A 20,955-nucleotide genomic window follows, 5' to 3' on the forward strand; every position below is an offset into this window, starting at 1 on the left:
ATTTCACTTTTGTAATCATGTATTGTGCTCGCACAATATGGCATTTCACTTTTGTAATCCTATATTGTGCTGACACAATGAGAGATTTCATTTATATAATGAGGCTTCTCTTATTATTTTCTAAAATTAATTTATCTGAAAAGAAAAAAATCAACTTTTTCTTCTTTTTATTTTGCGGATTAAAAAATAAAATATATTTTTGTACGCGTAAGAGAAATAAAAGAGACAAATCATCTTAAAAATTGAATATTATGATTGAAAGCACTTATTTGACACGTGTTCCTCACGATGATTTTTTTCATACCATGACGCTTGTGCGCTCATTTTTGAACGAGGAAGATTTGATTACCATGAAACTCGTTAACCCGGCTGGTGGTTTCACTAAAGCATTCGACGAGTACGACGACGCGTTTAAACAGGCCAGAAAAACAGGCCTGATCGTCAACAAACATGAAGTAGATGCCGAACGCGATAAGGCCTTTATCGGCTTCTATCGTATAACGAAAGGTTATTTGAACGCTCCGGAAGACGACCTTCGCGAAGCTGCCACACGCATCTGGAATATGATCGAGCACTACGGCGGGAGTAAAATAAGCCGCATGCGTCAGGGTGCGGAAAGCGCGGCTATTACCAATTTATTGCAAGATCTTGATGAAGCGGATCTGACGGCTCTCAATCTGAAAAGTTGGACCAAGAAACTGAAAGAAGCTAACGACCGTTTTATCGAGCTGCATGCCAAACAGACGGAGAAAGAAGCCGAATACGTAGTCGGGCTGCTGTCCGATACACGCAAACATCTTGATGAGCAATTCCGCATACTTTGTAAAAACATTAACAGCCTTGCGGTTGTAGATGGCGAAGGTCCGTACGTGCGGCTTGCCGGACGTATTAATCAGGCGGTATCCAATGCTCAGCAGATGGTTAAACAACGCGATTCGATGCGTAAAGGCAAAGAAGAGTCGAAATAACGGCATGCGAACGTGCGGCAATGGCCGGTTGCTGACGAGTTAAAAACAAATCTCCCTCCGTGTCTGTCCGTATACAGGCATCGGAGGGAGATTCCGTTTATCTGGCGGCGACAACCGCTAAGCAATCCAAGCCGGAAAGTCGCGAATCCGTTCCGCAATTATTTCTCCTGATAGAGGTAACGCTTGATGCTCTGTTTAGGCGTCTTCTCAAACACCTCATCACGCAGCCGGAGCTCCTCGACCTTGCAGTATTTCGGGATACGCGCATTCAGTTCTTTCAGGTTTTGCTTCATCACGACTTCAAGCTCTTCTTCCGTCAATCCGTTATGCTTCGCCTGCTCACGGTCAGGGTAAACAAGAGCTGTTAACTTATCGTCTCTTTCGACGATAAGCGACTCCGCGACATAAGGCAGGTTATTCAAAACACTTTCAATCTCTTCGGGGTAAATATTCTGCCCGTTCGAACTAAGGATCATCGTCTTGCTTCGTCCACGGATATAGAGGAATCCGTCTTTATCGATCGTACCGAGGTCTCCGGTATGCATCCACCCGTCAGCCTCCATGACTTCTGCCGTATCCTTAGGGTTCTTATAATAGCCGAGCATCACGTTTGTTCCGCGCACCATGATTTCGCCCGCCACGTGTTCCGGATCGGAAGAATCGATCATCACCTCCATCCGATCAACGATACGCCCAACAGAGCCTTTCTTATACGTATCCCATTGTTCGTACGAAATCAGCGGGCCGCACTCCGTCATACCGTAGCCGACCGTGTACCGGAACCCGATGAGGCGAAGAAAAGCTTCTACTTCCTTATTGATGGCAGCGCCTCCGATTACCACCTCCGTAAATTCTCCTCCGAAAGTATCATTTAGCTTGGCAAGAATCTTCTTATAAATCAACTGCTTCACGAGCGGAAGTTTACAAAGTAACTTCATCTTCGGCTGCTCGAGCACCGGAAAGATTTTATTTCGCACAATCTTTTCGATGATCAGCGGCACGGCGATAATCAGCCGCGGCTTAACCGCCGAGAAACTGTCGATGATGATTTTCGGGCTGGGAATGCGCGGCAGGAAATGAATATGGCAACCTTTATTGATACCGTTCAATATTTCAAAAGCCAGTCCGTACATGTGTGCCATCGGAAGCATACATACGAAATGATCGCCCGACAGCACGAAAGGCAGATTGTCTGCCGCGTACTTCGTGTTGCTCCACAAACTGCGGTAAGGCAGCATGACGCCCTTCGAGAAGCCTGTCGTGCCGGAAGTATAGTTAAGCACCGCCATTTCTTCGGGTTCTTCCACATGGAAGCGTACCTCATCGGCCGAAAACGCAGGATGTTGCCTGCTGAAAATCTCCTGAATCTGTTCGCGCACCTTCATCACTTCCGGTCGTTTGCTGCGAATCACCGACCAGTCTTCGAGCGACAAAATCAGCTCGACCCCCGCGATGGCATGCTCGTTAAGTACTTCCCAGTTTTGTTTGGCGGCGAGCAAAACCTTGGCCTCCGAATGATTGACAATATGATGAACGTTTTCGGGATGAAAATCGTGCAGAATCGGCGTAGCCACCGCACCGTACGAAAGGATGCCGAAAAAGCTGATCACCCATCGCGACGAGTTACGCCCGATGAGCGCCACCCGGTCACCCTTCCGGATGCCGGCTTGTTCCAACAGAATATGCAGTTGATAAATCTCGGCGGCTATGTCTTTATAGTAAAATGTTTCGCCCTGATAATCGGTCAATGCGGGCAATTCCCAATGAGCCTTGAGACTCTCTTCGATAAGTCCTAAAAAACGATTTCCCATATCTGTGTTCTTTTATTTATTCTGCTTTATTCAGCCATACAAAGGTAGCATAAATCGATGTTTTGTGTAGATGTTACATAAAAAAATTACAAGCCTTCCAAGTGCTCGAAAAACGTTAGTCCGTATGAAATACTTCTTCCATTACGGCCCACCATTCGCCGTCGGCGCGTGTGTCGAGCGGTTGCTGGCACGGTTCGCAGAATGTCCACCATTTTTGGGTGACCGGATCGGCAGCCATCTTCTTCATATCGGCCTCGTAATCCGTTCCCACATATTCGTAGTAACTGAATAGCAGCCCGTCTTTGTAATAAATCGAATAGTTGCGAATATTGCACTCGCAAATGGTTTGTAAAACTTCCGGCCACACTGCCGCATGTAACTTTTTGTATTCTTCGAGCTTTTCCGGCCTTATGCCGATGATGCTTCCGTAACGTTTCATAGCTATTTGATTTTAATTATCGTACGAAAGGCAAAAGTAACGATTCTCCGAAAAAAATAAAAGTCCGAAAGCGTTTGTGTGAAAATAAATCGTACCTTTGCGGCCGCATTTTCCGGAAAAGGACAATGCGGAGGAGCATTAGCTTATGGGGACAGAGCGTTCGGTCAGGAGACCGAGAAGGAGCGGGTTCGACTCTCGTATGCTTCACAAAAAACAGTGGTTTGTCGCGCAATTGCTGCGGCCGTGTGCTTGAACACCACGTAAAAAACAAGAAAAATGAAGAATAAAGTATCTGTATCGTTTATGATGCTCGGCATCCTTTTCTGCGTATGCCTTGTAGCGTCAAATTTTTTGGAAACCAAACTGATTGAACTCGGGGTAATCCCCCGCATCGGTTCAATCTCCGTCACCGCGGGGCTGCTCGTGTTTCCGATTTCGTACATCATCAACGACTGTATCGCCGAAGTGTGGGGCTATCGCAAAGCGCGTCTGATTATCTGGATGGGGTTTGCAATGAACTTCCTCGTCGTCGGCCTCAGTCAGCTGGCTATTCAGCTTCCGGGCGCTCCTTTCTGGGAAGGCGAAGAAGCGTTTAACTTCGTGTTCGGACTCGCGCCACGCATCGTTGCGGCCAGCTTACTCGCCTTTCTCGTCGGTTCGTTCCTGAATGCCTACGTAATGAGTCGTATGAAAATCGCTTCGAAAGGTAAACATTTCTCTTATCGCGCCGTTTTATCGACGCTCGCAGGCGAAAGTGCAGACTCTATCCTCTTCTTCCCCATCGCATTCGGCGGACTGATGCCTGCGAATGAGCTCTTGAAGATGATTATTGTGCAGGCCATACTCAAAACACTGTACGAGATCATCATCCTTCCCGTTACCATTCGTGTGGTGAAGTATATCAAAAAGGTAGACGGTGCCGACGTGTATGACGAGAACGTCTCCTACAACGTGCTGAAGATAACAGAAATTTAAAACATCATGAGCAGTGAATCGGCACTCGTCGTCTTCAGCGGCGGACAAGATTCGACGACGTGCCTTTATTGGGCGAAAAAACATTTTAAAGAAGTTCGTGCGTTAACGTTTCTCTACGGCCAGAAGCATCGCGCCGAAGTCGAAGTGGCACGCGAAATAGCTCGTCAGGCTTCGGTAGAATGTGAGGTGATGGATGTTTCGTTCGTCGGTGGTCTGGGCAGAAATGCCTTGACCGATCCCAGCCTGACGATGGATCAGGAAAAGCCTGAAGATAGCGTTCCGAACACGTTCGTCCCCGGCCGGAATTTATTTTTCCTCAGTATCGCAGCTGTCTACGCGAGTGAACGTTCCATCTACCATTTAGTGACGGGTGTGTCGCAGACCGATTTCAGCGGCTATCCCGACTGTCGCGACGCATTTATTAAATCGCTCAATGTGACGCTGAATCTGGCGATGGACGAACCGTTCGTTATCCATACTCCGCTGATGTGGCTCGATAAAGCGGGCGTGTGGGCTCTTGCCGACGAACTGGGCGTCTTCGACCTGATACGGCGCGAGACACTCACTTGCTACAACGGCATCGTGGGAGACGGCTGCGGCGAATGCCCTGCCTGCCGTCTGCGTCGCGAAGGGCTGGAAAAATACTGTCAAGAAAAGGAATAAATTGCTTCTTTTTTAACAATCAGCAATCAATTCAAAAGAGCCTTCGATGCTTGTTTCACCGGCTCGACATGTAACGTAATATGCGTATTTGATCCGTATTTTTCACGCAACTGCCGTTCGACTCGGCACATGATTTCATGCGCATCGTTTACCGTCATCCCGCCATCCACGCGGATATGTGCCTCGATGGCATAATTACTCCCGATCCTGCGTGTTTGCAGATGATGAGGGTCTTGTACCTTGTCGACCGCTCCGATCGTAGCCAGAATTTCGTCTTCGATCTCTTCGGGTAGCGATTTCTCCAATAAGTCGTTAACAGCCGGTACCGTGAGTGTGACTGCAACTTTAACCACCAGTACGCTCACAACCAAGGCTGCGATCGGATCAAGCACCGTCCAGTCCTCCCCCAACCAGATCGCTCCCGCAATACCCAACGCCGTACCGACAGATGAAAGAGCATCCGAACGATGATGCCATGCATTAGCAATAACCGTCGGACTTTCTTGGCGCTTACCCACAGCAACGGTCACCTGAAAAAGGAGTTCCTTGACAAGAAGAGAAACGAGCGCCGCTATGAGTGCAATCTTGCCGGGTGAGGCAATCGGTTCGTCCAGCACATAAAAACAATAAATTTTACTCGCTCCACTCCAGAAAATACCGACGCCCACGAAAAGTAAAACGACTCCAATCACCGACGTGGCCAGTGTCTCGTACTTTCCATGTCCATAATCGTGATCCTCGTCCCTCGGTCTTGCAGAAAGATGGATGCAAATAAATACAACCACGTCGGTGGCAAAGTCAGAGAGCGAATGAACGGCATCGGCCAGCATTGCGCTGCTGCGTCCCCATATTCCGGCGAAAAACTTAAACAACAGCAATATAAAATTGCCGATAAAGCCCCATACCGTAATGTTTTTCAGGTCTTTTTCCCTCGACATCTCACCGGATATGCTGATGACACAAACGGACGGTATCGAGCGAAGACTCCGCACTGCATGCCTCGGGATACGTACCGTCTACAATACACCGCGCAAAATAAGTTCCTTCGTCCCGATAACCTTCTCCCACATCGGCTAAAGCAATCGTTTGTAAGGATGCATCGTCTGCAACATATAACTCCCGCGCGTTTCCTGACGACCACGTCACGGAAGCTCTTTCGAACATGGCCTTGAAACCGGCCTCAAACGGCAACCGAGCATGAAACGTATTGCCTCCCTCCACCTTCACCAGCCAATCCCTTCCTTCATAATGCCAGATAGCTGACACATAATCATGAAGACTCAAGGCTCCAGGCCGGCAAAGCGACTCAATGCGATCAGGTTTTCCCAATAGATAATGTACATAATCGATATCGTGAATCAACAGATCGAACAATGCTCCTCCCGAAGAGCCGAAATCCTGACGGTGTTTCTCCCATTCTCCCCAATGCGGAATACCTGAAAAACGCGTAAGAGAAAGAAACTTCAACGCTCCGTATGTCTCTTGCCGACAACATTCCATCAGCCGAATATAAGCCGGCATGAAGCGTACAACATGAGCTACCCCGAGCTTCCGTTGTTGCCGACGCGCCTCCTCGATTAATGCTTCGCCCTCCGCAACATTGAGCACGAACGGTTTTTCAATAAAAACGTGCAACCCTTTGCGAAGCGCTTTCATCACCATCTGGTAATGCATCGAAGTATGCACGCAAATATAGGCCAAATCGAGCGATTCCTTTTCCAGACATTCGTCCCAATCGGTATATTGCCGAACAGACAACCATGCTGAGGGATCGGACGAACCGGTATTCAAATTGCCAGCCATTGCTTGATCCATCGCTTCGGGCGAGCGATCGACAATAGCCGATAAGGTCATCAGATCGCTGCGAAGAATATTTCCGGCATGTGTCTTACCCATAAAGCCAAAGCCCACGATAGCTGTCCGTAATTTATTCATCATTCCGCCATTTTTTAGTTTGCTATATAATTATATTGTATGAAAGTCGATCAGAGCAGGTCGGAGGCCAGCTCGGCCAATTCGCTCCGTTCACCTTTCAACAAATTGATATGGGCAAACAGGTTCTGCCCGCGCATCTTGTCAATCATATACGCCAGTCCGTTGCTCTGCGCATCAAGATAAGGCGAATCGATCTGATGCACATCGCCCGTGAAAACCATTTTCGTGCCTTCACCCGTACGCGTCACAATGGTTTTGATCTCGTGTGGTGTCAGGTTTTGCGCCTCATCGACGATGCAGAACGTTTCGGAAAGACTGCGTCCGCGGATAAAAGCCAATGCCTCGATCACCAGACGTTCTTCCTTTTGCAATTCTTCGAGTTGACGCACTTCTTTCGCCGATGGCGAAAACTGCGATTTGATAACATTCAGATTGTCGAACAACGGCTGCATAAACGGTGCGACTTTTTCCTTCTCGGTACCCGGAAGAAAACCGATATCCTTATTGGCCAACGATACAATGGGGCGTGCCAAAAGAATCTGCTTGTAACTCTGCATCTGATGCAGTGCCGAGGCGAGCGCCAAGAGCGTCTTTCCCGTACCGGCCTTCCCCGTGATGCCCACGAGCTTGATATTCGGATCATTCAACACTTCAAACGCGAAACTTTGCTCGGCATTACGCGGTTGAATACCATAATTCCGCCCTCCCTTATCAACCTTTTTAATTCTCTCTGTAAACGGATTGTAACGTGCCAACACTGAGCTGCGAGAACTTTTCATGATAAAACACGCATTCGGCTGTAACGTATCAGCAAATTCGAACTGCGAAGCATCCACTCCGTCGAACGATGAATAGAGCTGATCGATCAGGTCGGCATCTACATTCTCATACGTATCCTGCGTGTCTTTAAACAAGTCGGCATTTTTCACCTTGTCCGTGATGTAATCTTCGACGGAAATGCCCAATGCACGCGCTTTCATACGCATATTGATATCTTTAGTCACCAGAGTCGTTTTCATCTCGGGATGTTCACTGCCCACGGTGTAAGCGCACGAAAGAATGCGATGATCGGGAATACGCTCCGGAAACGATGCCGCAATCCTGTCGTGATATTTATCGCCCGTTACGACATAGAGCATGCCTTTCCCTTCGCCCAACGACGCACCTTTGAGAAACAAATCATTGGAGGTCAACCGATCTAATTCACGCACAAATTCTCGCGCATTATAATTCAACTGGCTGCTGCCTTTCTTAAACTTGTCTAACTCTTCGAGTACGACAATCGGAAGATAAATATCGTTTTCCTGAAAATGTTCGATACATCTATAATCATGAAGAATTACATTCGTATCCAATACAAAATTTTTCTTTGCTCCCATGTCTTTTACGTTTTAATCATGATGTTGTTAATTCGGTCGCTAATTAACGACTTTTTCAGGAAACAGTCATAATAAAAAAGAAAAAAACGAGCAAAAAAATGCCTCAAAACGAATCTTTATCCGTTCTATTGCAGAGAAACTCAAAAAAACAAACAATTTATTGTTTTTTCAGAATTCATTCTTCATCGAATCGTAAATAAGTCTTTATATTTACGCGCTGATTAAAACTATGAAATACGAAGCAATACTTCAATATCTTTACGAACGAACCCCTTCCTTTCAGGATATCGGGGGAGCAGCTTACAAGCCCGGTCTTGATCGTACCTTTGCGCTGGACGAAGCGTTAAAATGTCCGCACCGCAACTATCGGATCATTCATGTGGCAGGAACAAACGGAAAAGGCTCCGTATCGCATCTGCTGGCTACCATTTTGAGGGCATCCAAATACAAAGTCGGGCTATATACCTCGCCCCATCTGACCGATTTCTGTGAACGCATACGAGTGAATGGAAAAAAAATCCCACGGCAGTATGTAGTCGATTTTGTCGAAAGCCACCGCATGCTGATTGAATCGATCAATCCATCGTTCTTCGAATTGACTTCAGCCATGGCTTTCGACTATTTCAAACATAAAAAAGTAGATTTTGCTATCGTCGAAACAGGCTTGGGTGGACGGTTAGACAGCACGAATATCGTGACGCCCATCATGAGTATCATCACAAACATCAGCATGGATCATATGCAGTTTTTGGGCGATACTCCGGAGAGAATTGCGGAAGAGAAGGCAGGCATCATCAAACCTTATAGACCGGTTGTAATCGGAAATGCCTCGAACCCCAACGTTCGACAAGTCTTTATCAACAAGGCGAAACTATTGAGAGCACAAATCTATTTTGCCTCCGATGAGGCTCCTTTGCGCTCGGCACAATTGATGCCGGATGGAAAATGGCTGTTCGATTCCAAAGATTTCGGCGAAATCAAAGGTGAGCTGGCCGGCTCATTTCAGAAAGAGAATGCTCAGACTGTATTAACGGCCATCCGCGCCCTCAAAGAGCAGGGAATTAAACTGCATCCTAACGCGATAGTCAACGGTTTTGCAAAAGTCGTCGAAGCGACCGGCCTGATGGGACGCTGGCAAACGATCCAAAACGATCCGACTGTAATCTGTGACACAGGTCATAATACCGGGGCATGGGAGAATTTACGCCAACTGCTTAACGAGGCTTTTGAGCACCATCCGCACCTGCATCTCGTCATTGGCATGGCGAGTGACAAAGACGTGGACAGTGTCCTGAATATGATGCCCAAACAAGCATCGTATTATTTTACTCAGGCCTCTGTCAAGAGGGCGCTTTCCGAAGAAGAATTAGCTCGGAAAGCTCTCAAACACGGGCTGTACGGAACAACCTACCCGACTGTGCGTGAAGCAGTACGCGCCGCAACCGAAGAGGCTCGCAATGACGATCTGATTTTTATCGGTGGCAGCACGTTCGTGGTAGCCGATGCTTTACCGCTGTTTCCAACTATTCAACGAAAATAAATCAAACAAACTAAATTTCTTATGACTGAAAAAATTCAACCCCTCTTAAGGGATAAAGCCTGGGTACGTTGGACGGCCCTGATGCTTTTAGCTTTTGCCATGTTCTGTTCGTACATTTTCATGGACATCCTATCTCCCATTAAAGACTTACTCGAGTCGACACGCGGCTGGGATTCCGATGCATTCGGTACCTACGCCGGCTCCGAAACATTCCTCAATGTCTTTATCTTCTTCCTTATTATTGCTGGGATTATTCTGGATAAAATGGGGGTTCGTTTCACCGCACTCTTATCGGGTCTGGTAATGCTTATCGGTGCAACCATCAATTGGTATGCCGTTACAGAAATGTTTATGGGTTCAGAGCTGGAAAAATGGTTTACCGACAACCTCAATTATATTCCATTGTTCGACGAATTAGGCGTTTCGCCATTTTATAAAGGGATGCCGGCCTCGGCTAAGTTTGCAGCCATCGGCTTCATGATCTTCGGCTGTGGAGTGGAAATGGCCGGTATTACGGTTTCGAGAGGAATTGTGAAATGGTTCAAAGGACGTGAAATGGCGCTGGCCATGGGCTCTGAAATGGCATTAGCCCGTTTGGGAGTTGCTACTTGTATGATTTTCTCGCCCGTCTTCGCCAAAATGTATGGTGTCATCGATGTTTCGCGTTCTGCTGCATTCGGAGTCATCTTATTATTAATCGCTTTGATGATGTTTATCGTCTACTTCTTCATGGATAAAAAGCTGGATGCACAAACAGGAGAGGCTGAAGAGAAAGACGATCCGTTCAGAATACGCGATCTCGGTAAAATCTTTTCGAGCGGTGTTTTTTGGCTCGTGGCATTGCTCTGCGTACTTTATTATTCGGCGATTTTCCCCTTCCAGAAATATGCCGTGAATATGCTTCAATGCAACATCGATTTCGTAACACCCGACCCGTCTTCGTTTTGGGCTTCGAGTCAGGTTGCGTTTATCCAGTATTTCGTGATGCTGCTGGTTGCGGCCACTTCATTTATGAGTAACTTCAGAAAGAAAATGACGAAAACCGTGCTGCTGGCTCTTTCAGTTATATTCCTGATCATTTTCTGTTACATGTCTTACAAACGTCAATCTGCCGAATCAATTTTTGCCGTATTCCCGTTGCTGGCGGTGGGAATCACGCCCATTCTGGGAAAATATGTAGACAATAAAGGAAAAGCAGCCACTATGTTGATGCTCGGCTCCATCTTGTTGATTATTTGCCACCTGACATTCGCGTTTGTTTTACCTATGTTTAAAGGAAACAATATCGGTGGTATCATCTTGGCTTTCGTGACGATTTTGGTGCTCGGCTCTTCGTTTTCTCTGGTACCTGCGGCCTTGTGGCCCAGCGTGCCCAAGCTGGTCGACAGCAAAGTGATCGGATCGGCATACGCCCTGATCTTCTGGATTCAGAACATCGGATTATGGCTCTTCCCGCTATTAATCGGTAAAGTGCTGAATGCTTCGAATCCCGAAATTGTGCAGCAGCTGGCCGATGGAACGATCGCCCCCGAAGTAGCAGCAGTTTCTTATAACTATACGAATCCGCTGATGATGTTGGCTTCACTGGGCATTTTGGCACTCGTTATGGGCTTCTGGCTTAAGATGGAAGACAAACGGAAAGGATACGGTTTGGAAAAACCCAATATTTCCGATTGATTTTAAACGATAAAGATAAAAAAACGATATATATGAACAGAGTAACAGAACTTTTCGGAATCCGCTATCCGATTATTTCGGGCGGTATGGTGTGGTGCAGCGGTTGGCGCTTGGCCTCGGCCGTAAGCAACAACGGAGGACTCGGGCTACTGGGTGCCGGTTCGATGCATCCCGAAACGCTCGAAGAGCATATTCGGAAGATGCATCAGGCGACGGATAAGCCATGGGGGATCAATGTGCCCCTACTCTATCCCGAAATGGATCGTATCATCGAAATCATTTTGCGTGAGAAGGTAAAGATTGTGTTCACCTCGGCCGGAAGTCCGAAAAAATGGACACCTCTGTTGCAGAAAAACGGAATCAAAGTCGTACACGTAGTTAGTAGCACCGCTTTTGCTCGCAAATGTGAAGAAGCCGGATGCGATGCGGTAGTGGCCGAAGGATTCGAAGCCGGAGGACATAATGGACGCGAAGAGACAACCACGCTCACGCTCATCCCGCAAGTGCGTCGTGCGATCTCGCTGCCACTGATTGCTGCAGGAGGTATCGCTTCGGGACGGGGGATGCTGGCCGCAATGGCGTTAGGAGCCGAAGGCGTGCAGGTGGGAACGCGCTTTGCCCTGTCGGAAGAAAGCTCGGCGCACGAGCAATTCAAGCAGAAATGTATCACGCTCAACGAAGGTGATACGATGCTATCGCTCAAAAAGCTTTCTCCTACACGCCTGATCAAGAACGAATTTTACCGTCAGGTGGAGCAAGCCGAAAATGCCGGCGCCTCAGCCGAAGAAATCGCGCAACTTCTCGGACGGGGACGTGCCAAGAGAGGTATCTTCGAAGGCGAACTTGACGAAGGCGAACTGGAAATCGGGCAAGCTGCCTCCATGATACGCACGGTCGAACCGGTCGGACAAATCATTGCCCAAATGATTGCCGAATATAATGCTGCGATCGACGGACTTAAGGAAATCAGATTCTGATTTTCCCACCGTAAACTTTTAGCTATCAATGCTCCGCTGCAGATCAAAAGATTTGATTTGTGGCGGAGCGATATTTTATCATCACCTTGTTAAGAGTGTAAATAGAGTTTTCAAGAAGAACCTATCATACCGAAGCCTGTCTTTCTCTATCAAACAAAAAGAGGGTGTACCGTTTTGGGCACACCCTCCTCATTACAAAATAGACTAAGAGTAATGTCGCATGTTATTTGGCGATTTTATTGACCACAGCTTTGAAAGCTTCGGGATGATTCACGGCCAAATCGGCCAACACCTTACGGTTGATTTCGATCCCTGCTTCGCGCAATCCCCCCATCAGGCGAGAATACGACAGACCTTCCAGACGTGCGGCTGCGTTGATACGCTGTATCCACAATGCGCGGAAATTACGTTTCTTGTTACGACGGTCGCGGAACGCATAGGTTAACCCTTTTTCCCACGTATTTTTAGCAACTGTCCATACGTTTTTACGAGCTCCATAATACCCTCTCGTAAGTTTCAGAATCCGTTTTCTTTTTGCTCTTGAAGCAACATGATTTACTGATCTTGGCATAATTTTGAATTTTTGAATGTCAGCGCCACCTTTTCAGATGATCTTGGGAGCTAAACATTCGGTTAATAAAATAATGAATAATCTCTTGCTCCTGATTTATTTCATGCAAAGCATTTCCTTCACACTACGTACATTCGCGCTGTCTACCAAACCGGTCGCGGTCAGGTTTCGTTTTTGCTTTTTCGTCTTCTTCGTCAGAATATGACTCTTAAAAGCATGTTTTCTTTTGATTTTCCCTGTTCCGGTAAGGGCGAACCTCTTTTTGGCACCGGAATTAGTCTTCATCTTTGGCATAACTCTTTTTTAAATTGTTAAGTTGTTAATATAAATATGTAAATACAAGTTTATCTTATTTTGTTCGAACGGGTTACTCTTTAGACTCTGTTCCCGCTGTTTCGGAAGGTTTCGACGGAGGCGTAGTTCCTGCCGGCTTGGCTGAAGCTTGTTTTCCCGAACTACTGCTCTTCTTCGGGCTAAGCATGATGGTCATGCGCTTTCCTTCCAAGACCGGCATCTGTTCCAATTTTCCGTATTCCTCCAAATCGTTGGCAAACCGTAATAGAAGCACTTCACCTTGTTCCTTGAAGAGAATCGAGCGTCCCTTGAAAAACACATACGCTTTCACTTTGGCACCTTCTCCCAAAAATTCTTTGGCATGACGCAACTTGAAATTGTAATCATGGTCGTCTGTTTGCGGACCAAACCGAATCTCTTTCACGACGACTCTCACCGATTTTGCCTTCTGCTCTTTCTGTCGCTTTTTTTGTTGATAGAGAAACTTCTGATAATCGGTGATTCTACATACCGGAGGATCAGCGTTCGGTGAAATCTCTACTAAATCCATCTCTTGGGCTTCGGCGATCTGTAAAGCCTTCTCGATAGGATATACTCCTTGAGTTACATTCTCACCGACTAAGCGAACTTCGGGCACCCGAATACGTTCATTAATCCGGTATTGCTCCTTCAGTTTGTCGTTTTTCATTTTCTTTTGATTGTCCAAATATAAAATTCCTCCTTTTCTATCGTATCAATTTCTTTGTTCTTTCTCCCACCGATTCATCATATCGTCTACTTCGGCAGTGATTTGCGCGGCAAAGGTAGCAATTTTCATCGTACCCTGATCGCCTTCTCCTTGTTTTCTTATCGATATTTCGTTATTTTCCTGTTCTTTCTCACCCACAATCAGCATGTAAGGGGTTCGTTTCAGCTCATTGTCGCGGATTTTCCGGCCGATCTTTTCGTTACGGTCGTCCACAAGCACACGGATATCGTGCTGTTCCAATTCTCTGGCAACCTGATGCGCATAATCGTTGAAGCGCTCTCCGATAGGCAGCACAACCACCTGATCGGGAGTCAGCCACAATGGGAATTTACCTCCTGTATGCTCAATCAGGACCGCCACGAAACGCTCGATCGACCCAAAAGGCGCGCGGTGAATCATAACGGGACGGTGCTTCTGATTGTCGTCGCCCGTATATTCCAGTTCGAAACGTTCGGGCAAATTATAATCTACTTGTATGGTACCTAATTGCCAGCGGCGACCGATCGCGTCTTTCACCATAAAGTCGAGCTTCGGACCATAGAAAGCAGCCTCTCCCAATTCCACCTTGGCCGGGAGCCCTTTCTCTTCGCAAGCCTCGATAATGGCACGTTCGGCTTTTTCCCAGTTCTCGTCCGAACCGATATATTTTTCTCTATTCTGCGGATCACGCAACGAAATTTGTGCTTCGAAATTCTCGAAGTTAAGCGCTTTGAAAATAATAAAGATGATGTCCATCACTTTCAAAAACTCGTCCTTCAACTGATCCGGGCGACAGAAGATGTGGGCATCGTCCTGCGTAAATCCTCGAACTCTTGTCAGACCGTGCAATTCACCGCTTTGTTCGTAACGGTAAACCGTACCGAATTCGGCGAGACGCAAGGGCAAGTCTTTGTAAGAATGCGGCGTGATTTTATAAATTTCGCAATGATGCGGACAGTTCATCGGTTTCAGCAAAAATTCTTCGCCTTCCTGCGGCGTGTGGATAGGCTGAAACGAGTCTTTTCCGTATTTCGCATAATGTCCGGAAGTTACGTATAACAATTTGCTTCCGATATGCGGGGTCATCACTTGCTGATATCCGTATCTTTTCTGGATACGTTTCAAGAAATCTTCGAGCCTGAGACGTAACTGCGTACCGCGCGGTAACCACAACGGCAAACCCGAACCGACAGCAGACGAGAAGGCAAACAATTCCAACTCACGTCCTATTTTACGATGGTCGCGCTTCTTCGCTTCTTCCATCATCGTGAGATATTCGTCGAGCATCTTTTTCTTCGGGAACGTGATACCGTAAAGACGTACGAGCTGTTTCCGTTTTTCGTCACCACGCCAATACGCGCCGGCGACACTCGTTATTTTAACGGCCTTGATATACGACGTGTCAGGCAAGTGCGGCCCACGACACAGGTCGGTAAACATGCCCTGTGTGTAGGTTGAAATCTGTCCGTCTTCCAATTCGCTGATAAGCTCCGTCTTATAAACCTCACCCCGATCACCGAACATTTTCATCGCGTCTGCCTTCGAGATGCTTGCCCGCTGAATTGTTTCTCCTTTAGCGGCCAGTTCCATCATTTTGGCTTCGATCTTCGCAAAATCGCTATCGGTGATGACGTCGTCTCCCAAATCAATATCGTAATAAAATCCGTTTTCGATGGCCGGCCCGATACCAAACTTAACGTTCGGATAGAGTTGCTGCAGAGCCTCGGCCATCAGATGGGCGCTCGAATGCCAGTAAGCATGCTTACCGTCTTCATCATCCCACTTCAAAAGCTGTATCGCGGTGTCGTGTGTAAGCGGACGCGTTAAGTCCCACACTTCTCCGTTTACTTTGGCCGCCAGCACTTCCTGTGCCAAACGAGGGCTGATATTTTTTGCAATCTCCATCGGAGTCGTACCTTCTGCAAATTCCTTTACAGACTGATCCGGAAATGTAATTTTTATCATTCTTTATTTACTGAAAATCTGAAATTAGGGCACAAAGGTAACGATTTTTTGCAGAATCTTTAATCTCCTACCCTCAAAAAAAATTTTTATCCCGAATTTCACCATAGTTTCCGAGCATCTTTTATCGCAGAAAAAAACCACAAAAATCATCTTATCAGATATTTACAACAAGAATTAATGATTAGCCGTCATGCGCTTGATGATGCTGTAAGCATTCAGGATGCCAAGTTCGCCGGCCTTGCTCAGATCGGCAATACCGCGCGTAGCATCACCTTGCGAGAGCCGTGCGAGGCCACGATTAAAATACGCTTCGGCAAATTCGGGATCGCGCAAGATCGCTTCGTTGTAGTCGGCAATAGCGGCACGGAAGTCGCGCTGAGCACATCGCAGGTTGCCGCGATTGTAATATGAATAGATGAAGCCGGGAGCTTGTCGGATGACCATGTCGTAATCCCGGATAATCAGCTCGTGCTCATAGCCCTTCGTTTCTTCTTTCAACCGGCTTTGTTGCAGATCGTTTACTGGATTTTCATGGATGACCGAAGGCTTGTTGCCAGCTAATTCAAAATTGATTGTTCGGCTACTTGCCTGTTCATCCGTACGCCCCCCCTGCGACAAGTTATACTCCATCTGTTTGTAACGAATAGAAGCCCGATTGAAATAAGCCAAGGTATACGACGGATCCAATTCGATGACTTTGTCGAAGTTACGAATAGCTTCCGCAAAATCCTGTACGAGCATAAAATCGATGGCTCTTCCGAAGTAGTTATCCGGATTATTGGGCTCTCTCTCTATTTTAGCAGAATATTCGTTGATAGAAGCAAAGTGCATGGCGATCTGCTCCTCGGTCAAAGCTGCCTCGTTGTTTGTCAGAAGCAGTTTCCACGCCAGCACCATACGTGCATTAAATTGCTCAACGGTCTTGTCGTAATAAACAGATTCCTGGACAACCCTGTTTTTTTCGTAATACGTCAGGATAAACTGCGGTTCGAGATCGACTTGTACGTTGCGATCTTGCACTCTGCCACGTATTTCGCTTTGATATTTGCTCTTTTGTTCCTCTTTCTTGTCGTAAACAACCAAGCGATTAAACTTGTCGATATTTTTGTCGGACTCTTCGCGCGTATTCGTCTCTTTTTCGGAGCTTCCGGACGTCTCCCCACCAGACTTCTGTCCCTGACGCTTATCTTGTTCGAGTTTCATGGCCATGAGATAATCCCGGTCGGCACCGCTCAAATCGTTCAGCTTCCGTTTGGCTTCGGCACGACTGTAATAACCAGGCAAAAAATTCGGATATTGCTTCAACACCACGTTGATATCTCGTACGGCACCTCTGTAATCACCCACTTCATGATTCAGCAGAGCACGGTTGTAATACGCCATATAATTATCCGGCTCCTGCTCGAGCACAACATCGAAATCCTCAATCGCGCGGTTATTGTCGCCCACTTGTGCGCGCAACAGACCGCGATTAAAACGGGCGATCAAGTTTCTGCCGTCCATATCGATTACTTGATCATAATCGGCCATAGCCCCTCGCAAGTCATTCATCTGATAACGTACGAGTCCACGGTTGATGTAATAGCCACTCTCACGCGTATTCAGACGGATGGCTTCGTTCAAGTCGGCCAAGGCGTCTTTGAAACGCCCTGTCTGATAAAGGACAATCGCCCGATTTCCATAACACGGAGCATGATACGGATCAATCTCGACGGCTTTGTCGTAATCGTTCAGCGCAAGCGCCGTATCTCCTTTTTCCAGATACATGGCGCCGCGTGTCAGATATCCGAGCGAATATTTGGGATAAGCACGGATCAGGTCTTCGAACACATGCTCCGCATCGCTAAAATCCTTTTTCTGCACATAAGCAATCGCCTTGTTCGACATCATCGGACGATCACCCGGTTTGAACTCCAGTCCCTTACTATAGTCTTCGATCGCTTCATCATACATCTCAAGGCTCTGACGGGCAATACCGCGCGCGTAATAAGCCTGCGCCAAAAACGGATTTCGGGCAAGACTTAACGAACAATCCTCCTCCGCCCCTTTGAAGTCGTCCAGATTCAGCTTCGCCACAGCCCTGTAGAAGTAAGGCTCGGCCATCCACGGTTTGGCTTTAATAACCTGATTGAAATACTGAATCGAAAGCACATAATCCTCGAAATAAAGCGCATTCCTTCCGATGGCCATCACCCGGTCGGTGTTGACCTGCGCTTTGATCGTGATCATGCACGACAGGAAAAGAAAGAAAGCGAACGTCCGTTTCATCTCATCTCATTATTTCTTGAGCGGTTTGATACGGTAGGAACACGAGGTCGTCCCCTTGATGATGTTATTCAGTTTGCTTTTGTTGAGTTGGCGTCGAATCGCCGATATGTTATCGATAAACACGTGCCCTTGCAGATGTTCATACTCGTGCAATACGATCCGGGCGGCAAACCCTTCGAGGCTCTCCTCCTGCGGCTCAAAATGCTCGTTCATATACCTTATTTTAATTTTCTCCGGACGAGTCACTTTCTCGTGAACACCCGGAAAGCTCAGGCAACCTTCCTCGAACGTCACCGTTTCGTGACTCTCTTCTACAATCTCCGGATTGATCAGTACACGTTTAAAATCTTTACACTCGATACGATCGTTAGCCACGGGCGTTCCGTCAATCACGACGAGTTGTATGGAACGGCCAATCTGCGGTGCAGCCAGCCCTACCCCATCGGCATGATACATCGTGTCAAACATGTCGTCAATCAACTGTTTCAGTTCGGGATAGTCTTTATCTATCGGTTTTGTCGGCTCTCTCAATACGGGTTGTCCGTATGTATAAATCGGTAATATCATAATACTCTTTTTTAACCTTTATTTCTTAATCTTTCGAGAAATCCCTGTAAAATCAGGACAGCGCTAATTTCATCGACCAATCCTTTGTCCTGCCGTTTCTTTTTTTTCAATCCTCCGTCAATCATCGCTCGCTGAGCCATAACTGACGTGAAACGTTCGTCATAGTACTCTACCGGAATAGCAGGAAGTATTTTCGTGAGTTGAGCCACGAAGGCTTCTACACGCTTCATGTTCTCCGAAGGTTCGTTATTCATCTGTTTCGGATAACCGACGACAATCAGCTCGACCGGCTCCTGTGACGCATACCGGACAATGTATCCTGCCGCTTCGCTGCTGGGGAGGGACGTCAGCCCGTTGGCAATCAGTTTCAAGGTATCGGTAACAGCCAATCCGGTACGTTTCTCTCCATAATCAACGGCCATAATCCTTCCCATATCAGTAGGCATTTTTTTCGCCTCGGAACATATTGAGGACTGTCACAAAAATAATTTTCAAATCGAGGAAAAACGACCAGTTTTCGATATACCACACATCGCGCTTCACACGTCCTTCCATCTGTTCCAGCGTTTTCGTTTCTCCGCGGTATCCGGTAATTTGCGCCCAGCCGGTAATGCCCGGTTTAACGAGATGACGCACCATATACTTATCGATCAGTTTGGAATATTGTTCCGTATGTTTGAGCATATGAGGACGCGGCCCTACGACCGACATATCGCCAAACAACACATTGATAAACTGGGGAATTTCGTCCAAGTTCGTCCGCCGCAGAAAACTTCCGATCTTCGTCGTACGCGGGTCGTTTTTAACGGCCTGCACCAAGTCGGCCTCCTTATTTACTTTCATTGTCCGGAATTTGTAACAGTCGAATTCTTTACCGTAAATACCGGTACGTTTCTGCTGAAACAATATCGGTCCGGGAGAACTTAACTTAATCAACAAACCAACCACAAGATAAAGCACTGGATAAAGCAAGAGAAGCACGAGTGTAGAAAAGACAATATCGAATGTTCGTTTAACAGCTCGCTTCGAGACGGATTGCAAAGGCTCGTTACGGATCGAGAGCAGAGGGATAAACTCCATAATCTCCATCACCATACTTTTTTTAATATCGCGATAAAACTCCGGAACAATGTAAAAACGAATCATATGCTTCTCGGCAAAGAGCAACAAGTTCGATATTTTGTCACTGTTCGATCCGGGAATCGTACAGTAAATTTCATCCACTTTATGTTCCGAAACGAAATCGTTCATCTCTTCGATTCGCCCCAAATAGTTAGGTAGAATATCTTTCAGTGCCGTATTATCATCGAAGAAACCCAGCACGTTGAATCCGTACGCCAAATCATCTCGAAGCACATTATAAAGTTCCATCCCGTTTTTTCCAGCCCCGATAATAATGATATTCTTCGCATTATACCCTTTTCGACGATAGATTTTGACGAAAATACGCATTAAAATACGCCATAGCGAAAGAGAGAGCAGAACAGCGACATAATAAATGAAAAGAAAGAAAATAAACGAATTGCCAACTTTCAAAAATGTCAGACAAGTACCAAACAAAAATGTTTGAAACGTAACCAATGTGAACGATCGCTGTACGACATTATCCAAAAAAACGACGGAGAGATGTATTTTGATAGGGACAAAATAAAGCGCAAAGAAATAACAAAAATTAAGCAATAAGATAACTTCTTTAAGGCTGTGGGCAATGGGTTGGGTATATACCGGTTCGAGAACGTAATAAATACCAAAAAACAGGGCATTTAATATGATTAAATCGCCCACACCTATCAGCCACTGAAGAAAATATCCTTGTTTCGAACTTTGTTCCATCTCGTTTTAAGAATTGACAAAGGTAGCGAAAATTTCAGAGTTTTAAAAACGATCGATCGCTTTTTTCCCGGATTGTATATTCCAATCGTAAGTGTCACACATCGATAAACAAAAACAAAATAACACACATACAGTAAATCAAAAAAACTCAGCTACCCCCTTCCTTGCCATCGGTATATCAAACGAATCGCGATTGTATTTTGTATTGCGATTATGTTTTTTCGGGAACACACGCTGCTTTTTTTCGACTCAGCAGCTACCGCTCCGAAAGCCAGGTTCGCGTGTATTTGTGTATAATCGTCATTTTTTGCTACCTTTCCTCTAAAACGTATTTTGTGAGTTTGCTTACATTGCTGCCCAATCCCT

General features: G+C 46.5%; 19 protein-coding genes and 1 tRNA gene. 7 read left to right on the plus strand and 13 right to left on the minus strand.

The window, feature by feature from the left end; translation table 11 throughout:
• Positions 1–251 precede the first annotated feature (251 nt).
• The gene (locus Q4A89_RS08970) at positions 252–968 is read left to right on the plus strand and encodes a DUF6261 family protein (RefSeq protein ID WP_303185014.1); all 717 of its coding nucleotides are present in this window, start codon (positions 252–254) and stop codon (positions 966–968) included.
• Between the two features lie 158 nt (positions 969–1,126).
• On the opposite strand, the gene Q4A89_RS08975 is transcribed toward Q4A89_RS08970, so the two are convergent.
• Both Q4A89_RS08975 and Q4A89_RS08980 read right to left on the minus strand, forming a co-directional pair.
• Entirely contained in the window at positions 1,127–2,779 is a 1,653-nt protein-coding gene (locus Q4A89_RS08975; protein ID WP_303185016.1) for an AMP-binding protein, read from the minus strand.
• A gap of 115 nt (positions 2,780–2,894) precedes the next feature.
• Complete coding sequence (locus Q4A89_RS08980) at positions 2,895–3,218, minus strand: L-rhamnose mutarotase (RefSeq protein ID WP_303185017.1); 324 nt, start codon at positions 3,216–3,218, stop codon at positions 2,895–2,897.
• A gap of 132 nt (positions 3,219–3,350) precedes the next feature.
• Here Q4A89_RS08980 and Q4A89_RS08985 point away from each other — a divergent pair.
• The 3 genes from Q4A89_RS08985 to queC all read left to right on the plus strand — a co-directional run bounded on the left by Q4A89_RS08985 (position 3,351) and on the right by queC (position 4,856).
• Positions 3,351–3,425, plus strand: a tRNA-Pro gene (locus tag Q4A89_RS08985).
• A gap of 69 nt (positions 3,426–3,494) precedes the next feature.
• Positions 3,495–4,193: a queuosine precursor transporter gene (locus Q4A89_RS08990; RefSeq protein WP_303185019.1), complete on the plus strand. Its 699-nt coding sequence runs from the start codon at positions 3,495–3,497 to the stop codon at positions 4,191–4,193.
• 6 nt (positions 4,194–4,199) lie between these two features.
• Positions 4,200–4,856 (plus strand): 7-cyano-7-deazaguanine synthase QueC, encoded by a 657-nt coding sequence (gene queC / locus Q4A89_RS08995; RefSeq protein ID WP_303185020.1) that lies wholly within the window; start codon positions 4,200–4,202, stop codon positions 4,854–4,856.
• Between the two features lie 26 nt (positions 4,857–4,882).
• Here queC and Q4A89_RS09000 read toward each other — a convergent pair whose 3' ends face one another.
• From Q4A89_RS09000 to Q4A89_RS09010, 3 genes are read right to left on the minus strand one after another with little or no spacing between them, the layout of a single operon-like run.
• Positions 4,883–5,794 (minus strand): cation diffusion facilitator family transporter, encoded by a 912-nt coding sequence (locus Q4A89_RS09000; protein WP_303185022.1) that lies wholly within the window; start codon positions 5,792–5,794, stop codon positions 4,883–4,885.
• A gap of 1 nt (position 5,795) precedes the next feature.
• Positions 5,796–6,794: a Gfo/Idh/MocA family protein gene (locus Q4A89_RS09005; RefSeq protein ID WP_303185023.1), complete on the minus strand. Its 999-nt coding sequence runs from the start codon at positions 6,792–6,794 to the stop codon at positions 5,796–5,798.
• Positions 6,795–6,841: 47 nt separating this feature from the next.
• Positions 6,842–8,170, minus strand: coding sequence for a PhoH family protein (locus Q4A89_RS09010; RefSeq protein ID WP_303185025.1), 1,329 nt, complete (start codon positions 8,168–8,170; stop codon positions 6,842–6,844).
• Between the two features lie 229 nt (positions 8,171–8,399).
• On the opposite strand from Q4A89_RS09010, the gene Q4A89_RS09015 reads away from it, so the two are divergent.
• Genes Q4A89_RS09015 through Q4A89_RS09025 form a run of 3 tightly spaced genes read left to right on the plus strand, consistent with a single transcriptional unit; the run spans position 8,400 to position 12,364 of the window.
• Entirely contained in the window at positions 8,400–9,710 is a 1,311-nt protein-coding gene (locus Q4A89_RS09015; protein ID WP_303185026.1) for a folylpolyglutamate synthase/dihydrofolate synthase family protein, read from the plus strand.
• Positions 9,711–9,731: 21 nt separating this feature from the next.
• On the plus strand, positions 9,732–11,387 hold the full coding sequence (locus Q4A89_RS09020; RefSeq protein ID WP_303185027.1) for an MFS transporter: 1,656 nt from the start codon (positions 9,732–9,734) through the stop codon (positions 11,385–11,387).
• 32 nt (positions 11,388–11,419) lie between these two features.
• Positions 11,420–12,364 carry a nitronate monooxygenase family protein gene (locus Q4A89_RS09025; RefSeq protein ID WP_303185029.1) on the plus strand — a complete coding sequence of 315 codons (945 nt, stop codon included), beginning with the start codon at positions 11,420–11,422 and terminating at the stop codon, positions 12,362–12,364.
• 223 nt (positions 12,365–12,587) lie between these two features.
• Here Q4A89_RS09025 and rplT read toward each other — a convergent pair whose 3' ends face one another.
• The 8 genes from rplT to Q4A89_RS09065 form a co-directional block, all read right to left on the minus strand.
• Positions 12,588–12,935, minus strand: a complete 348-nt coding sequence (gene rplT / locus Q4A89_RS09030) for a 50S ribosomal protein L20 (RefSeq protein WP_124750601.1) — start codon at positions 12,933–12,935, stop codon at positions 12,588–12,590.
• Between the two features lie 96 nt (positions 12,936–13,031).
• Entirely contained in the window at positions 13,032–13,229 is a 198-nt protein-coding gene (gene rpmI / locus Q4A89_RS09035; protein WP_014225682.1) for a 50S ribosomal protein L35, read from the minus strand.
• A 73-nt stretch (positions 13,230–13,302) separates the two neighbouring features.
• Complete coding sequence (infC, locus tag Q4A89_RS09040; protein WP_303185030.1) at positions 13,303–13,917, minus strand: translation initiation factor IF-3; 615 nt, start codon at positions 13,915–13,917, stop codon at positions 13,303–13,305.
• 45 nt (positions 13,918–13,962) lie between these two features.
• Positions 13,963–15,921 carry a threonine--tRNA ligase gene (gene thrS / locus Q4A89_RS09045; protein WP_303185032.1) on the minus strand — a complete coding sequence of 653 codons (1,959 nt, stop codon included), beginning with the start codon at positions 15,919–15,921 and terminating at the stop codon, positions 13,963–13,965.
• A 174-nt stretch (positions 15,922–16,095) separates the two neighbouring features.
• Entirely contained in the window at positions 16,096–18,189 is a 2,094-nt protein-coding gene (locus tag Q4A89_RS09050) for a tetratricopeptide repeat protein (protein ID WP_303185033.1), read from the minus strand.
• Between the two features lie 9 nt (positions 18,190–18,198).
• Complete coding sequence (gene def / locus Q4A89_RS09055; RefSeq protein WP_303185034.1) at positions 18,199–18,756, minus strand: peptide deformylase; 558 nt, start codon at positions 18,754–18,756, stop codon at positions 18,199–18,201.
• Positions 18,757–18,767: 11 nt separating this feature from the next.
• On the minus strand, positions 18,768–19,190 hold the full coding sequence (ruvX, locus tag Q4A89_RS09060; protein ID WP_303185035.1) for a Holliday junction resolvase RuvX: 423 nt from the start codon (positions 19,188–19,190) through the stop codon (positions 18,768–18,770).
• Between the two features lies 1 nt (position 19,191).
• Entirely contained in the window at positions 19,192–20,589 is a 1,398-nt protein-coding gene (locus Q4A89_RS09065) for an undecaprenyl-phosphate glucose phosphotransferase (RefSeq protein ID WP_303185036.1), read from the minus strand.
• Positions 20,590–20,955 lie beyond the last annotated feature (366 nt).

The sequence above is a fragment of the Tannerella sp. genome, from assembly GCF_030528505.1.
Lineage (GTDB): Bacteria > Bacteroidota > Bacteroidia > Bacteroidales > Tannerellaceae > Tannerella.